Genomic DNA, 14,116 nt, shown 5'->3' with positions numbered 1-14,116 from the left:
ACAGGGGCTCAGCGCGCGAAGCGGTCGCGGTCGGCCAGCGCGGACGCGACGACCTGACGGAGGACGTCGAAGATCCAGTCCTCGTCGGACCCGGCCGGGAGCAACCGGTTGGTCACGAGGTCCGCGCGCACGGCTCGCAGCCGGCGGAACAGCTGCGCCACGACCGCGTCCCGGTCGACGGGAGCGCGCAGCGTCACGAACATGTTGTCGAACAGCGCGGTGCTGCGCGCCGAAGGCCGCACGACCGTGCCCGGAGTCCGTTCCTGCAGAAGGGACTTCCCGCCGGGCACGAGTCGCGCCGCGAGCTCCTCGTGGACGGTCCGGTTGGCGTCGACGGCGGCCGCCAGCCGCGCGCCGCCCGTCCCGGTCATCCACGGCTGGTCGTGCCCGCGCAGCAACCGCCGCAGGGGCGCGAAGTCCGCCGCCCACACGCCGCTGAAACCGCGGTGCTGCAGGTAGAGCCGGGGCCGGATGAGGTCCTGGTAGACCTCGACCGGGCACGACCCGCTGTAGTGCAGCATCGCCGAGTAGCCGTCGGTGTAGGACTCCAGGCTGGCGAAGGTCGAGTCGTCGGCCGCCTGACCGCCGGCGAGGGCGGTGACGTGCGCGCCCATCAGGTGCCACAGCAGGAACGTGACCTGGTGGCCGGTGATCCACCGGAACCAGTACAGAACGTCCGGAGAGGACGGTCGCGCACCGCCGGCCGCCGGCTCGGCGGTGATGTGCGCGCGTTCCACCTCGTAGGAGGCGAGCAGCTCGGACGGCTGCAGCGTCACGACGGCCTGGTGCCCGCTGGGCGGCATGACCAGCGGCTCCAGCCCGTAGGGGAAGTCGCCGTAGTCCCACTGCTCCGCGGCCGGGGCCAGCACACCCGACGTCGACTCACGCATCGGCGGTGTCCCCGGGCAGGTGCGTGAACTCCAGCTCCAGGCCGTTCACGTCGAACAGGTAGAGGCTCTGGACGCCGTCGGCGTCGGTGATGATCTCGGTGGGCGGGTCCGGCAGCGCGAACCGGTAGCGGCCGGACTGGTACAGCCGCACCCACCGCAGCCGGATCCGCGGCAGCTCGTCGGCGTCACCGACGGCCAGGCACACGTGCTGGAACTGGAAGTCGTCGGGAAGCGCCGTCCGGCCCGTGTGCGTGGCACGGTCGAACAGGTGGAACCGGACGTCGCCCACACTGACCTCGGTGAGCCGCCGGATGCCCGGCAGCCGCCTCAGGGTGAGCCGGGAGAACCGGTCCAGCTCCCACATCTGCTTGGCCTCGAAGAAGTCGAGGTACCAGTTCAGGCAATTCTCGAAATCGTCGGTCTGCACGCCCACGTGGTGAACACTCAGCACTGTCCGCACCTTTCGCCGCTCGGCATCGTGTGACGGTTTCCCGGCCGGATCGGCCGGTGATTTCCCTGCGGGAGGGCGAAATCCGAACGCGTCGCAGCCTGGCTGGCAGAACAATGGCGGCCGCCGCGGTCAGGGCGCAAGAAGTGCGACTGACACGCTGTTCGACCGGTGCAATCACCCGGTTGAACAGGAGTGGGTGCGCAGCGCGGTGGCCAGTTCCGACCACGTTTCGGCACACCTGCGCGCGATGGCCTCGACGACCTCGGCGCAGTGCGGGGGAACGGCGGAGGCGAGCGTCGCGCATTCACCGCTTTCGACGACGTGGCCGTCGAGCCAGCGCAGCAGCGTCCGGCCCGACTCGGTCAGCCGCAACGCGGGGTCGTTCCTCAGACCGCGCACGGTCGCCTGCACGTCGACGACCTCCACGGGCCTGCCGGCCTGCCCGTTCCCGCGCCGCAGCCGCGCGGGAACGGGGTCCTCCCCGCGCCGCAACCGATCCCGCACGTCCCGTGCGGTCGCCACGGAGATCCCCGCCGCCTTCGCGATCTGCCGCAACGACGCGTCCGGCCTGGCCGCGATCTCCTGGCCGGCCAGCACCCGCCCGACGCTCCCGTCGACCGGGCGGCTCCTGCCGTCCCTGCCGAGCCGCGTCGCGGGCTGGGGCGCGTCCGCGCCACCGCGCCTGCGGATGGCGCCGACCGTCGTCCAGGCGAGGCCCGTCAGTTCCGCGACGGCCCGGTCCGACCAGTGCGGGCGGGCGGCCAGCACGCGTGCCGCCGCCGCCTCGCGATCGGCGAGGGACAACGGCAGCCCGTGCCGGACGTTGATCTCCACCGCCATCAGGAACGCGGTCTCGTCGTCACCGTCGAAATAGCGGACGGCGATTTCCCCGTCACCGCGCAGCCGGGCGGCGCGCACCCGGTGCATTCCGTCGACGACCCGGTTCGTCCGGCGGTTCACCACGATCGGCGGGAGCTCGGTGCCGATCTCGGCCAGCAACCGGACGTACTCGAGATTTTCGCCGGCCAGCCTCGGCGACTCGGCAGGTAAGAGAATGTCGACTGGCACGCGCTCGATTTCGGGTGAAACAGCGGTGTCCACAGGTGTGCAGATGTTTCCCGACACGAAATCCCCCAACAACGCCGGATTGTCGACTTGAGCTCAACTCGTCCGACGCTAGAACCGCGTTCTCTCAACCGGCTCTCGACCTGTGCTCGACCGGGCGAGAGCCGGTCTCCTCGTCCGATAGGCGGTCCGAGAGCGGTGCTCGCCGCGCGGAAGAGGTCGTTCCCGCACAGGCGATCGCCCACAGCGCCGCCATCGTCATGGCGAAGGTGGTGAACCCCATCAGGACCGCGATCGAGCCGTGCATGGCGATCGCGAGCGCCCACCCCGCCCGGCGGACCCGTCCGGGACCGAGCAGGCACAGGGCCAGCACCACTTCGACCGCCAGCGCGCCCCAGGTCACGGCCGCCACCCCGATCTGGTGCTGCAGAACGGTTCCGAGCGGTGCCTGGACCGCGATGTCCGAGCCGTAACGCGGGTGCACCAGCCAGTAGTAGCTCGCTGTGCCGTCCCGCCACTGCGGCACCGCGAGCTTGTTCAGCGACGCCTGGAGGTAGATCGTCACGCCCAGCACGCGGACGAACAGGTGCGCCGCGCAGGCCCGGCCCCGCCACGCGGCGGGCATCGGCTTCTCCGGCCGCTGCCACTGCCACCGCCTGCGGTCGCCCAGGCAGAGGGGGATCAGCAACAACGTCAGGACGCGGACCACCTGCTCCCCCGCGTCGGGCAGGACCACGGCCGCGCTGAGGCTGTACGTCACGTACCAGTGCGGGACGCAGGTCCACCGGGGCCGGTAGCCTAGTGTGACCACCGCCAGCACCGCGAGCGCGACCACCCGGCACACCAGGAGGTCCACGCCGAGGGACTCGGCCACGCACCACAGCGAGACCCGGCCGATCCCGGCGCAGACCGGACCGTCGACGACCCCCGCCGTCCGCGGGAACAGCGCCCGGTCCGGGCTGAACACCAGCAGGCACCCGCTCGCGAGGGCCAGCAGGGACCGGGCCACCGCCAACGGCCGGCCGCGCGGCTCGAACCGGTCCGCCGCGCGGAGCAGGCTCGTCCACCGGTTCCTCATCGAACACATGTCACGTTCAACCGCACGACGGAACCGATCCGGCGCGTCCTGCCCTCGGACGGCTCGGCGTCCCGCCAGGCGATAGGAGTCCCCTTCGAGAACACAACCTGACCGCAGACGGTCGCGTCGCGGGTCGGGTTCGCCACCGCGAGGACGGGCATCGTCGACAACACCGATCGGCACTCCTCGATCTCGTCGGCCGGGCAGTCGCGCCACCGCCCGGCGGGAACGCCCTGCTCCAGTGCCGCGGTCTCCATCCACTGGGCGTAGGCGAGCCGGCTGAGCCCCCGGCGGTTGCCGGCGCCGGTGGCGTGCAGGGTGAGCGGGGTCAGCGTCCGCGCGTCGTGGACGACGACGTCCGTCCCGATCGGCAACCTGGTGAAGACCCGCCAGTCCTGGTGCCACACCAGGCTCGCCGTCCGCGCCTGCCGCGCCCACCAGGCCGAGGTGGACCACGAGGCCGTCGCCTGGAGCGACCACGTCACGGCGAACACCACGGCCAGTGCGGCGAACATCGAGACGAAGCCCCTGGTGCTCGCCGCCGTGGAAACCGGTTCCGTCATCGGTGCGGGGCTAGCAGGCGGGGCTGCAGACCGGGAACCCGTTGTTGATCATTGTCGGGTCCGCGTCGGACTGCGTCGGCGAGGGTCCTCCTGTCGCGCCGGTCAGGCCCAGCACCAGACCCAGGGCGGTCACTGCGACGACCAGACCGGTCACAACGGCTTTCCGCATGCGAGCTCTCCTCTTCGAACGACTCGCGGCACGTTCTCGTGGACCATGCCGCCCACCTGGGGTTTCCCGGGCCAGGCCATCGTGGCAACGGCCTCTCTCCGTTCGCTATCGAGCCTCGCGGGCCACCTCGCAGGACCTCTCGGCGGAGGAGTTCGCTGGTTTACTCTCTGTGTCACTCGCAGCACACAGGGGGTTGTTGCGCATGGATTTCCGGATTCTCGGACCGCTCGAGGCCAGAACCGGGGCGGGGGTCGTCCGTCTCGGCGGCCGCCGCCAGCAGCGGCTGCTGGCGATGCTGCTGATGCACCACAACGAGATCGTCACCCCCGACCGGCTCGTGGACGGGCTGTGGGACGAGGCCGTCCCGTCGACGGCCCACGCGCAGCTGCACAACGCGGTCTGGGCGCTGCGCCGCGCGTTCACCGCGGCCGGCGGGGACGGCGACTGCATCGCCACCGAGCCCGCGGGCTACCGCCTCGTCGTGCCCGAGGAGCGACTCGACCTGCACAGGTTCTGGACGGAGATCCAGACGGCGGAGAAGGCCGAGGCGGCCGGGCGGCCGGAGGAAGCCGCGACGGCGCTGGAGACCGCGATCGGACTGTGGCGCGGACCCGCGGTCGCCGGGCTGCGGGCGAGCCGCACGATCAACGCCGCGGCCGCCGGGCTGAACGAGCAGTACCTGGTCGCGGTCGAACGGCTGGGCGCGCTCCGGCTGCGGCTCGGCCAGGCCGACGAGCTCGTGGCCCAGTTGATCGGCCTGGTGGGAGAGCACCCCTTCCGGGAGCCGTTGCGCGCGTTGCTGATGCTCACGCTCACCGCGCTGGGCCGCCAGACCGAGGCACTGGCCGTGTACGAGAAGGGGCGGCGGCTGCTCGCCGACGAGCTGGGCCTGGACCCTGGCGAACAGCTCCGCGAGGCGCACGCCCAGGTCCTGCGCGGCGCCGCCCCCGAACCCGCGCCGGCGCCCCGATCCCGGTCGCGCCACCTGCCCGCGGGCACGAGCGACTTCGTCGGGCGGTCCGCCGACATCGACCAGGTGCTCGCCGACGTGCGCCGCCACCCGGACGCGCCGCTGGTCATCACCGCCATCGACGGGATGGGCGGCGTCGGCAAGACGGCGCTCGCCGTCCGACTGTCCGAGCTGCTGGCCGACGACTACCCCGACGGGGTGCACTTCATCGACCTGCACGGCTACTCGGTCGGCAAGCAGCCGCGGACCCCGGAGGCCGCGCTGGACGTCCTGCTCCGGCAGGCGGGCACACCGGTGGAGCTGATCCCGCGCGGGCTCGCCGAACTGGCCGAGCTCTGGCGTTCGACGGCGGCCGGCCGGCGGATCCTCGTCGTGCTCGACAACGCGGCGGAGGCGGCCCAGGTGCGGCCGCTGCTGCCCGGCACGACCGAAGGCCTGGTGCTGGTGACCAGCCGTCGCCGGCTGACGACGCTGGACGGCGGCCGGCCGGTCTCGCTCGACGTGCTGTCCTCCGCCGACGCCGTGGCGCTGTTCCAGCGGATCGCCGGCCGGGCCGCCGACGACCCGGCCGCGGTCGACGACGTGGTCGAGCTCTGCGGCCGGTTGCCTCTGGCGATCCGGATCGCCGGGTCCCGCCTGCGGCACCGGCCCGCCTGGACCGTCGCGGACCTGGCGGAACGGCTGAGGGAGACCCGCCGCCGGATGCACACGCTGGCCGTGGACGACCTCAGCGTGTATACGACGCTGCGGCTGTCCTACGAGTCGCTGCCGGAGCTGCAAAGGCGGACCTTCCGCCTGCTGGGTGTCCACCCGGGACAGGACTTCGACCGGTACGCCGTCGCCGCGCTGACCGGCCTGCCCGTGGACGAGACCGAGCAGCAGCTGGAAAGCCTCTGCGACTGCAACCTGCTCATGCAGCCCGCCGCGGGCCGGTACCAGCTCCACGACCTGGTCCGCGACTGCGCCAAGCAGCTCGTCGAGGCGGAGGAGACCGAGTCGAGCCGCCGCGACGCGGCCGACCGGCTCTTCGACTACTACCTGTACCTGGCCCACCAGCACTGCGACCCGATGGCCCGCCAGCTCTCCCGCTTCGAGCCGGACATCCCCTCCGGCCCGGTGCGGGTGCCGCCGGCCGGCGGCGAGGTCGAGGCGATCGGCCTGCTGGAGGCCGAGTACCACAACCTCATGGCGGTGGCGTGCCAGGCGCAGGCGTCCGGCCGGCCCGAGCACTCCTGGCAGCTGCCCTGCGTGCTGCGGCCGTTCCTGGAGCGGATGAACCTCCGCACCGCCTGGCTGCACCTGTTCGAGGGCGCCCACGCCGCGGCGCGGAAGCTGGACGACCCGCGCGGCCAGTCCACCGCACTGGCCAACATCGCCGTCATCCGCCGCGAGCTGGGCCAGCTCACCGAGGCGATCGAGCTGCTGCGGCAGGCCCTGCTGATCAGCCAGACCGCGGGCGACAAGGCGGCCGAGGCCTACCAGACCTCGGACCTCGGCATCACCTACCTGCGGATCGCCCGGTACCGCGAGGCACGGGAGTGCTTCCGCACGGCCCACGACCTGGCGGAGTCGCTGGGCAGCCGGCGCGACGTCGGCGTCCTGATCAACAACCTCGGGTTCGTCGCGGCCGACATCGGCGAGCACCGGGAGGCCCTGGACCGGTTCGAGCGGGCGCTGGTCATCAACCGGGCCACCGGCTTCCGGCAGGGCGAGGCGCTGTCGCTGGCCAACATCGGCCGGCTGCACGGCCGGTTCCACCGCTACCCGCAGGCCCGCTCCCACCTGACGCAGGCGCTGACCCTGAGCCGCGAGATCGGCTACCGGTTCGGCGAGGGCTGGTCACTGGCCTGGCTGGCCGCCGTGCACCGCCGCCAGGGCGACCTCCCGGCCGCGGTCGAGCTGGGCAGGCTGGCCCTCGACGTCGGCGCGGCGGCGGGTGTCGCCGACGTCGAGTGCGACGCGCTCAACTGCCTCGGCGAGACGTACCTGGCGCTCGGCGACACCGAGATGGCCGCGAACCTGCACGAGCGCGCCGAAAGCCTGGCCACCGGCCACCACCTCACGCTGGAGATCGCCCGCGCCGCCGAGGGGCGGGCACACGTCGCGCTGCGCCTCGGCCACCCCGCCGAGGCGCGGCGGCTCTGGGAGCGGGCGCTGACGCAGTACCCGGAGTCGCTCGCCGACCAGGTCCACGCCCGCGCGCACCTCGACTCCCCCGAGTCGACGTGCGAACGGTGCGCCGTCGGCTGAGACGGAGAGAGTGCCGTCCGCGCACCACCGTTGGATGCAGGAGACGCGGTCAGGCAGTGTTCGGGTCGTGACCACATCTTTCTCCCGTGCGGGCGTCGCGGCGTCCCTCGGCGCGTCGGCGCTGTTCGGCGGGATCTTCGTGCTGCCGTCACTGCTGCGGCCGCTGGACCCGGTGCAGATCCTCGGATACCGCGTGGTGGCGATGATCGGTCTGCTGGCGTTGCTGTTCTCGGCGCGGCGGATGTGGGGCGAGTTCCCGCTCCTGCTGCGGCGGTTGCGCGAGCGGCCCTGGCTGGTGGGGGTGCTGGCGGCGGACGCGGCGCAGATCGGTGTGCAGATGTGGCTGTTCGGCTGGGCGCCGCAGACCGGGCACGGCCTGGAGGTGTCCCTCGGGTACCTCCTGCTGCCCCTGACCATGGTCGTGGTGGGCGTCGTGGTCCACCGCGAGCGGTTGTCGCCGTGGCGCACGGCGGCGGTGCTGTGCGCCTGCGCGGGCGCCGTCGCCGCGGTGGTGCTGTCCGGCGGGCTGGGGTGGGCGACCGTGCTGGTGGCGCTGGGCATGCCGCTGTACCTCGTGACCCGGCGCGCGTTCGCACTGGACTCGTTCGCCGCCCAGCTCCTCGAGCTCGTCCTGCTGCTGCCGTTCGCGGCGGTCGTCCTGGTCACCAGGCCGTCGCTGGAGCTGGTGGCGGGCAGCCCCCGGCTGGCGGGAGCGCTGCTGCTGCTCGGCGTACTCAGCGCCGGCGGGTTCACCCTGTACCTGACCGCGGGCAGGCTGCTGCCGTTCACCGTGTTCGGGGTCCTGAGCTACGTCGAGCCCGTGCTGCTGGTCGTCGTCGCCCTCGCCGTGCTCGGTGAGCCCTGGAGGCTGACCGACGTGTTCACCTACGCACCCATCTGCGTCGGCCTGGCGCTCTTGGCCGTCGACGCGCACCTCTCCCGTGTGCGCCACAGGGATCTCACCGCTGTCGCGTGACGCGGCCGGGGAGGTGATCAGTATGGTGGTCGCCCCAGCCGCCACCGGAGGAATCCCGATGATCCGCGTGCTCGTCGCCGACGACCAGCCGCTCGTGCGGGCCGGTCTGGCGGCCCTGCTGCGCGCCGAGCCCGGCATCGAGGTGGCCGGGGTGGCCGCGGACGGCGCCGAGGCGCTCGCGATGGCCCTCGACCTCGTCCCGGACGTGGCCTGCCTCGACATCCGGATGCCCGGCCGCAGCGGCATCGAGGTCGCCAGGGAGCTGTGCGCGCCGGACGCCGACCCGCAGGTGCCGGTGCTCGTGCTCACGACGTTCGACCTCGACGACTACGTGTTCGGGGCGCTGGAGGCGGGCGTGTCGGGGTTCCTGCTCAAGGACTCCGAGCCGGACGACATCGTCCACGCGGTGCGGCAGGTGGCCGCCGGCCTGGGCACGATCGACCAGACGCTGACCCGCCGCGTCCTGCGCGAGTTCGTGCAGCGCCGCCGGCTCCAGCCGGTGACCGGGCGGCGGGCCGCGGAGCTGCTCACCCCTCGCGAGCACGAGATCCTGCTGTTGCTCGCCCAGGGGATGTCCAACGACGACATCGCCCGCAGCCTCGTCGTGGAGGTGTCGACGGTGAAGTCGCACCTGGCGCGGATGCTGCCCAAGCTCGGGGTGACGTCCCGGCTGCAGGCCGTCGTCTGGGCCTACCAGAACCACGTCGTCGCCGTTCCCGGTCCGGGCTCCTGACGCTCAGCCGGCCGGTGGGCGGTAGCCGAGCCGCCCGCGGGTGCCGAGCACGACCAGGACGGCGGCCACGACGGAACCGGCCGCCATCGCCTGCATCGGCCGCTCGCCGGTGATGGTCGGGAACGTCTCCGCCCACATCACCGAGGCGAAGTTGTTCACGCTGACGTGCAGCAGCATCGCGAGCGGCAGGCTTTCCCCGGTGCTGTTGAACACCCACGTCATGACCACGTTGAACGTCACGCAGAACACGACGAACACGAGCGGCCGGGTCCAGTCGGCGTCGGGCCGGCCGCCCCACTCGGTCAGGAACAGCGGCAGGTGCCACGCCGCCCACAGCGGGCCGAGGATCATGGTCCCGGTCAGCGGCCCGAACCGGCGCTGCATCCTGGGCAGCGCGAAGTCGCGCCAGCCCGGCTCCTCCGCGAGTCCCGTGGTGACCATCTGGAGCAGCAGAGCGGGGACGTAGGCGGCCACGGCCATCATCGAGGGCGCCGCGATCCGCCCGCCCGAGAACGCCAGTCCCGTGAGCAGCATCGCCACCGGCACCGCCAGCAGCGAGAACGCGTACCACTGCCACCGCACGCGCCAGCGCCACATCCGGCCCGCCCAGCGCCGCAGCCCCGCCCGCCCGTCCGCGACCGCGGTGACGACCAGGGCCGAGACGATCGGGCCGAGGTAGGCACCGGGCAGCACGCCGGCGAACTGGCTGGTCCCGAGCACCTCCGGGAAGCGGTAGTCCCACCAGCCGAGCCCGTTGTGCGACAGGACGTACGGCGTCCAGGCGAGCCAGCTCAGCAGGTTGGCGAGCACGAAGAAGCTGAGCAGCGGGTGCCTGCGCAGCGGTTCGAGCAGTCCGCCGGAACCGCGCGGATCCGCCGCCGGGCGGCCAGGCGCGGTGGGCGACGGGGTGTGGTCCGAGATCGTCATGCCGCAATCCTCTGGACGCGGCGGGCCGGTGCCGAGAGGCGGAAGACCGAAGCCGTGCGGTGCCATCGAAAGGTGCAACGCGCTCACCGCGCCGCGCCGGCGGTCTCCCCCAGCGGCAGCCTCAGCCGCACCTCCCACCCGCCCTCCGGGGTGGGGCCGTGGTCGAGGGCGGCGCCGACGAGCTTGGCCCGTTCGGCCATGCCGACCAGACCGAACCCGCTGCCAGGCCCCTCGTCCGGGCCGCGAGGGACGCCGTTGCGCACGGTGATCGCGAGCCATTCCCCTTCTGCCTCACCGATCTCGACGGCGCAGGGCGCGCCCGGTGCGTGCACCACCGCGTTCGCCAGCGACTCCTGCACCATCCGGTAGGCGACGAGCTGCCCCAGCGGTCCGACCGCGACCTCGTGCGCAGGCAGCACGAGACTGATCTCCGCGCCCGCGGCACGGCGTGCCCGCACCAGTGCGGCCACCGCGTCGAGGGTCTCCACCGGGCGGGCCGCGTCGGCGTCCTCGCGGAGCAGCCCGACGAGCCGCCGCAGGTCGGTGAGCACGGCGCGGCTCTGCTCCCGGATCTGGCCCACCGACTGCTTGGCCGCGGCGGGGTCGGTGTCGATCTGCCGGGCGACCGCCGCGGCCATCATCGCGATGCCGGACAGGTGGTGGGCGGCGATGTCGTGCAACTCCCGCGACATCGCCGTGCGCTGCTGCGAGATCGTCGCCGCCAGCAACGCCTCCTGTTCGCGGCGCAGGGCCTCCAGCTCCAGCCGTCGTGCCTCGTGCGCGTTCCGGCGTGCCGCGATCACTGAGCCGGCCAGCAGCGGCAACCCGATCACCAGCACCGTCTGCGGCACCGCGCCGACGAGCGCCGCGCCCGTTCCCGAAGCGCCGCGGGCACCCGCGGTGACGAACTGCCCCGCGGCCAGCAGCACCCCCGCGGCGAGCAACGGCACCCGCAACGGACGCACGCCGCGGGCGCCGACAGCGAGGAACACCGCGACCATGACGGCGACGGCGGTCAGCGTGAACGCGGGCCCCGGCGACACCGGGACCAGCACCAGCGCCATCCCGGCCACGCCCGGCACCACCACTCCCGGCGCGCGGGCGGTCCACGCGACCGCGACGGCCTGCAGCAGCAGGACCACCGCGACCGCCCACCACTCGGCGTTTCCGGTGTCGGGCACCGGTCCCAGGCCGGAACCGGGTGCGGCCGCGCTCGGGAGGAGCAGCAGCATGCCGATCGAGGCCACGGCGTCGCCGAGCGCGGCCCACGGGTGCGGCGGCCGGGACATGAGGGCCTCCGCGGTTCGGACCGGCAGGACACGACAGGGACCGGCCCATCATCGGCCACGGCGGTGGGCGGAAGGCGGTCGGTGGGCCGGTTTGCATCGAAAGCAGGAGGTGGCCGGTTGGCATCCTTTCGCCGATGTAGCTGTGTGCGCGGACGACCACGATGGGGCGCCGAACCGTCGTCGCGCCCAGGAGGAACGAGCCATGACCGCCGAGAACAGCACGCCCGGCACCGACGGGGCCCCGCGCCGCGCACTGCCGCGCGTGCTCGTGTGGGTGCTGCTGGTCCTCGCGCTGGCGGCCAACGCCTGCGTGTCGCTGTTCTCGCTGCCGATCGCCCTCGGGATGTTCTCCGGGGTCGTCGCCCTCGCGCTCGCCGCGCTCCTGGTGCGCGACCACTTCCGGCGGCGCACGAGCTGACCGCCCTCGGCGAATCCTCTGTTCAGCGGTCCCGGACACCGGCTCCGCGGGCATAGACAGGACTCGTCATGACGGTCCGCGTGGTGCTCGTGCTGCTCGCCGCCGCGACAGCGGTGGCGGTGACGTCGGTGTTGTCCTTCCTGGCGATCGCGACCTTCATGCGGGTGTGGCGACGGGCGCGGGCGAAGGGCTACACCGGTCCCGTCACGCCCGCGGTACTCATGACCACCGCCTTCGCCGGTCCGCTGGGCTGGATGGTCCTCGGTGCCCTGCTGGCCCGTCCCGACCACACCGGGCTCGGCACCGGTCTCGCCGCCGTGCTCGGCGTCGTGGCGACGTTGGGCGGTCTCGCGCTGACCGTGCACCTGCTGCCCGCACGGCCCGTCCGGTCCGGGAGACGACAGCGACCACGGACTCCGTTCCGGGTGCTGGGCAACGTGGCGGCGGCGACACCCCTGCTGGTGATGGCGGTACTGCTGCTGAACGGCAAACCCGCGACGGTCGGCACCCAGTTGCTGCTGCCGATGGCGACGCTGTCGGTCCTGTGCCATGCCGCGGCGCGGCGAGCGGACCGCCTCGACGCGCTGCCCGAGGCCGACCCGCGCCCGGCCGTGCTGTGGATCCGCGGCTTCGGCAACGAACGCCGCCTCTTCGGCTTCCGGCGACGAGACGCGGCGGAGACGCAGGCACGGCCGGAGCTCAAGAAGGTCTTCAGCCGCAGCGCGGACCCCATGCCGTTCGACGAGTACTTCGCACCCGCGATCGCCGGCGGCCTGGGACGCGGGTACGGACTGGGCAACCCGCGCGACTACCTGCCGCCCGAAGGGATCGACCGCCACTACGCCACCGACGACTCGTGGCGCGAGGAGTTCGCCCGCCTGGTGGCCGGGGCCCGCTGCGTGGTCATGGCACCGGGTGACTGGCCGGAGCTGCGGTACGAGCTGCGGGTGATCCGGGAGCTGGGCGCCCACCGCAGGCTGTTCGTCCTCACCCCGCCCGCGGCCAGGGCCCGCCAGGTCCGGCGGGCCAACCGGCTCAAGGGGTTCCGGCACGAGAGCTGGGCCGACCTCGCGGCGGGGCTGGCCGGTGAACGCGGGTACCGGCTCGGGCCGGATCCGGGGCCGGGAGCCGTGGTGACGTTCGAGGAGGACGGGCGTGCCGTCGTGCTGGCGCGCGACGCCGGGAGCCCCGCGGACTACGTGGCCGCGGTGCTCCGCCACCTCACCGAGGTCGAGCAGTCCGACCGTTCTTGACGACGGCCTGTCGTTCCGCACCTGTCCTGAGTGGAGCGAGCTAGGGTGGCCCGCATGGGCGTCTCCCTCTACTACACGGCTCGCCGTGCCACCCCGCTGACCGATGCCGAGCGCGCGTCGGTCGGCCAGGTCGCCGACACCTTCAACGCGAACGCGCCGTTCTCCGACGAGGAGGAGGGCCTGTACCTCTACGACGACCTGGAGCCCGGGAAGGTGCTCGACGGCTCGACCAAGATGCCCTTCGAGGAGGACCGGGTGGTCCCGTCACTGGCGCACTGGCTGGCCGCGGTCACCGCGCTGCGCAACGTCGTGCCGGACGCGGACTGGACCCTCACCCTCGACGACCTCGAGATCGAGTGGGACGACCAGAACGGCTACCACCTGCCGGGCCTCGGCTGATCCGCGAGACCCGGCCGCCGGTCACGACCAGTTGCCCAGCTCCGCGTCGATGCGGGGATCGGTGCGCACCCACACCTCACCGGTCGCCGCGCCCGGCGGGGAGTCGACGCGCTCGAGCCCGAGCGTGCGGACCAGCTCCAGCAGGTCGTCCCTGGCCGGACCCGCCTCGTCGAGCGTGCGGCTGTCGAAGAGGACGTAGTGCACGTCCCAGCGGTCGTTGTACCCGGTGTCGGCCCAGATCTTGCAGAAGCCGGTCAGCGCCTCGGGGTCGAGCGGAGCGTCCGGTGCCGGCGTGCGGTCCTCTGCTGCGAGAAGGCCTTCGAGCAGCCGGCCGACCCCGGTGGCGTCGATGCCCAGCCCGTCCTCGTGCAGGCGCCTCACCAGGCCGTCCGCCATCGCGCACGGACCGGAGAAGGTGAAGATCCCGGTGGCGGCCACGAGGGTGCCACCGCCGGGGTGCGGAACGTTGAGCGTGGTGGCGGTTTCCGGCACGTTCCTCACCAGGGCGAGCAGGTCCGCCGGCACGCCGTCGTACAGGGCGCGAGTGTCCTCTGTGGAAGCGAGGGCGCTGGACCGGTCGAACGTCAGCACCAGGCCGCGACCCTCGGCCGTGAACCAGGCGTTGACGGTGTCGCCGGTGCCGAACCCGTAGTGGGTGACGCCGGCGACCGTGACCGGCTCACGT

General features: G+C 72.9%; 14 protein-coding genes and 1 pseudogene. 6 read left to right on the top strand and 9 right to left on the bottom strand.

The window, feature by feature from the left end:
• Positions 1–8: 8 nt before the first annotated feature.
• The 6 genes from VF330_RS25115 to VF330_RS25090 form a co-directional block, all read right to left on the bottom strand.
• Positions 9–890: a hypothetical protein gene (locus VF330_RS25115; protein WP_330854132.1), complete on the bottom strand. Its 882-nt coding sequence runs from the start codon at positions 888–890 to the stop codon at positions 9–11.
• Entirely contained in the window at positions 883–1,341 is a 459-nt protein-coding gene (locus tag VF330_RS25110; RefSeq protein ID WP_330854131.1) for a VOC family protein, read from the bottom strand. The genes VF330_RS25115 and VF330_RS25110 overlap by 8 nt, the downstream gene beginning before the upstream one ends.
• 174 nt (positions 1,342–1,515) lie before the next feature.
• Positions 1,516–2,409: a ParB/RepB/Spo0J family partition protein gene (locus VF330_RS25105; RefSeq protein WP_330854130.1), complete on the bottom strand. Its 894-nt coding sequence runs from the start codon at positions 2,407–2,409 to the stop codon at positions 1,516–1,518.
• Positions 2,410–2,533: 124 nt separating this feature from the next.
• On the bottom strand, positions 2,534–3,484 hold the full coding sequence (locus VF330_RS25100) for a sporulation-delaying protein SdpB family protein (protein ID WP_330854129.1): 951 nt from the start codon (positions 3,482–3,484) through the stop codon (positions 2,534–2,536).
• A complete protein-coding gene (locus VF330_RS25095) occupies positions 3,481–4,047 on the bottom strand; it encodes a hypothetical protein (RefSeq protein WP_330854128.1) in 567 nt (188 codons plus the stop codon). Before VF330_RS25095 ends, VF330_RS25100 begins: the two co-directional genes overlap by 4 nt.
• Positions 4,048–4,057: 10 nt before the next feature.
• Entirely contained in the window at positions 4,058–4,216 is a 159-nt protein-coding gene (locus VF330_RS25090) for a hypothetical protein (protein WP_330854127.1), read from the bottom strand.
• A gap of 202 nt (positions 4,217–4,418) precedes the next feature.
• Here VF330_RS25090 and VF330_RS25085 point away from each other — a divergent pair, with 202 nt between their 5' ends.
• The 3 genes from VF330_RS25085 (at position 4,419) to VF330_RS25075 (ending at position 9,145) form a co-directional block, all read left to right on the top strand.
• Positions 4,419–7,436 (top strand): AfsR/SARP family transcriptional regulator, encoded by a 3,018-nt coding sequence (locus VF330_RS25085; protein WP_330854126.1) that lies wholly within the window; start codon positions 4,419–4,421, stop codon positions 7,434–7,436.
• 67 nt (positions 7,437–7,503) lie between these two features.
• Positions 7,504–8,412: an EamA family transporter RarD gene (gene rarD, locus VF330_RS25080; protein WP_330854125.1), complete on the top strand. Its 909-nt coding sequence runs from the start codon at positions 7,504–7,506 to the stop codon at positions 8,410–8,412.
• 22 nt (positions 8,413–8,434) lie between these two features.
• On the top strand, positions 8,435–9,145 hold the full coding sequence (locus VF330_RS25075; RefSeq protein ID WP_330854124.1) for a response regulator transcription factor: 711 nt from the start codon (positions 8,435–8,437) through the stop codon (positions 9,143–9,145).
• A gap of 3 nt (positions 9,146–9,148) precedes the next feature.
• Here the strand turns inward: VF330_RS25075 and VF330_RS25070 are convergent, their stop codons facing one another.
• Together VF330_RS25070 and VF330_RS25065 are read right to left on the bottom strand one after the other, a co-directional pair.
• Positions 9,149–10,072, bottom strand: coding sequence for a type II CAAX endopeptidase family protein (locus VF330_RS25070; RefSeq protein WP_330854123.1), 924 nt, complete (start codon positions 10,070–10,072; stop codon positions 9,149–9,151).
• Positions 10,073–10,155: 83 nt separating this feature from the next.
• Positions 10,156–11,361 (bottom strand): sensor histidine kinase, encoded by a 1,206-nt coding sequence (locus VF330_RS25065; protein WP_330854122.1) that lies wholly within the window; start codon positions 11,359–11,361, stop codon positions 10,156–10,158.
• Positions 11,362–11,563: 202 nt separating this feature from the next.
• On the opposite strand from VF330_RS25065, the gene VF330_RS25060 reads away from it, so the two are divergent.
• The 3 genes from VF330_RS25060 to VF330_RS25050 all read left to right on the top strand — a co-directional run bounded on the left by VF330_RS25060 (position 11,564) and on the right by VF330_RS25050 (position 13,431).
• Positions 11,564–11,779: a hypothetical protein gene (locus tag VF330_RS25060; protein WP_330854121.1), complete on the top strand. Its 216-nt coding sequence runs from the start codon at positions 11,564–11,566 to the stop codon at positions 11,777–11,779.
• A gap of 68 nt (positions 11,780–11,847) precedes the next feature.
• The gene (locus VF330_RS25055) at positions 11,848–13,032 is read left to right on the top strand and encodes a hypothetical protein (protein WP_330854120.1); all 1,185 of its coding nucleotides are present in this window, start codon (positions 11,848–11,850) and stop codon (positions 13,030–13,032) included.
• Between the two features lie 54 nt (positions 13,033–13,086).
• Positions 13,087–13,431, top strand: coding sequence for a hypothetical protein (locus VF330_RS25050; RefSeq protein ID WP_330854119.1), 345 nt, complete (start codon positions 13,087–13,089; stop codon positions 13,429–13,431).
• A 21-nt stretch (positions 13,432–13,452) separates the two neighbouring features.
• On the opposite strand, the pseudogene VF330_RS25045 reads toward VF330_RS25050, so the two are convergent.
• A pseudogene (locus VF330_RS25045) lies at positions 13,453–14,116 on the bottom strand (hypothetical protein); the annotation flags it as partial.

Source organism: Lentzea sp. (assembly GCF_036380075.1).
Lineage (GTDB): Bacteria > Actinomycetota > Actinomycetes > Mycobacteriales > Pseudonocardiaceae > Lentzea.
The sequence above is the reverse complement of the archived record's forward strand: the minus strand, read 5'-3'. Positions and strand labels throughout refer to the sequence as shown.

Bases quoted from the DNA above. Each gene is read 5' to 3' on its own strand.
- VF330_RS25115 (WP_330854132.1), bottom strand. From the start codon at position 890: ATGCGTGAGTCGACGTCGGGTGTGCTGGCCCCGGCCGCGGAGCAGTGG.
- VF330_RS25100 (WP_330854129.1), bottom strand. From the start codon at position 3,484: ATGAGGAACCGGTGGACGAGCCTGCTCCGCGCGGCGGACCGGTTCGAG.
- VF330_RS25095 (WP_330854128.1), bottom strand. From the start codon at position 4,047: ATGACGGAACCGGTTTCCACGGCGGCGAGCACCAGGGGCTTCGTCTCG.
- VF330_RS25090 (WP_330854127.1), bottom strand. From the start codon at position 4,216: ATGCGGAAAGCCGTTGTGACCGGTCTGGTCGTCGCAGTGACCGCCCTG.
- VF330_RS25085 (WP_330854126.1), top strand. From the start codon at position 4,419: ATGGATTTCCGGATTCTCGGACCGCTCGAGGCCAGAACCGGGGCGGGG.
- VF330_RS25075 (WP_330854124.1), top strand. From the start codon at position 8,435: ATGGTGGTCGCCCCAGCCGCCACCGGAGGAATCCCGATGATCCGCGTG.
- VF330_RS25070 (WP_330854123.1), bottom strand. From the start codon at position 10,072: ATGACGATCTCGGACCACACCCCGTCGCCCACCGCGCCTGGCCGCCCG.
- VF330_RS25065 (WP_330854122.1), bottom strand. From the start codon at position 11,361: ATGTCCCGGCCGCCGCACCCGTGGGCCGCGCTCGGCGACGCCGTGGCC.
- VF330_RS25060 (WP_330854121.1), top strand. From the start codon at position 11,564: ATGACCGCCGAGAACAGCACGCCCGGCACCGACGGGGCCCCGCGCCGC.
- VF330_RS25055 (WP_330854120.1), top strand. From the start codon at position 11,848: ATGACGGTCCGCGTGGTGCTCGTGCTGCTCGCCGCCGCGACAGCGGTG.
- VF330_RS25050 (WP_330854119.1), top strand. From the start codon at position 13,087: ATGGGCGTCTCCCTCTACTACACGGCTCGCCGTGCCACCCCGCTGACC.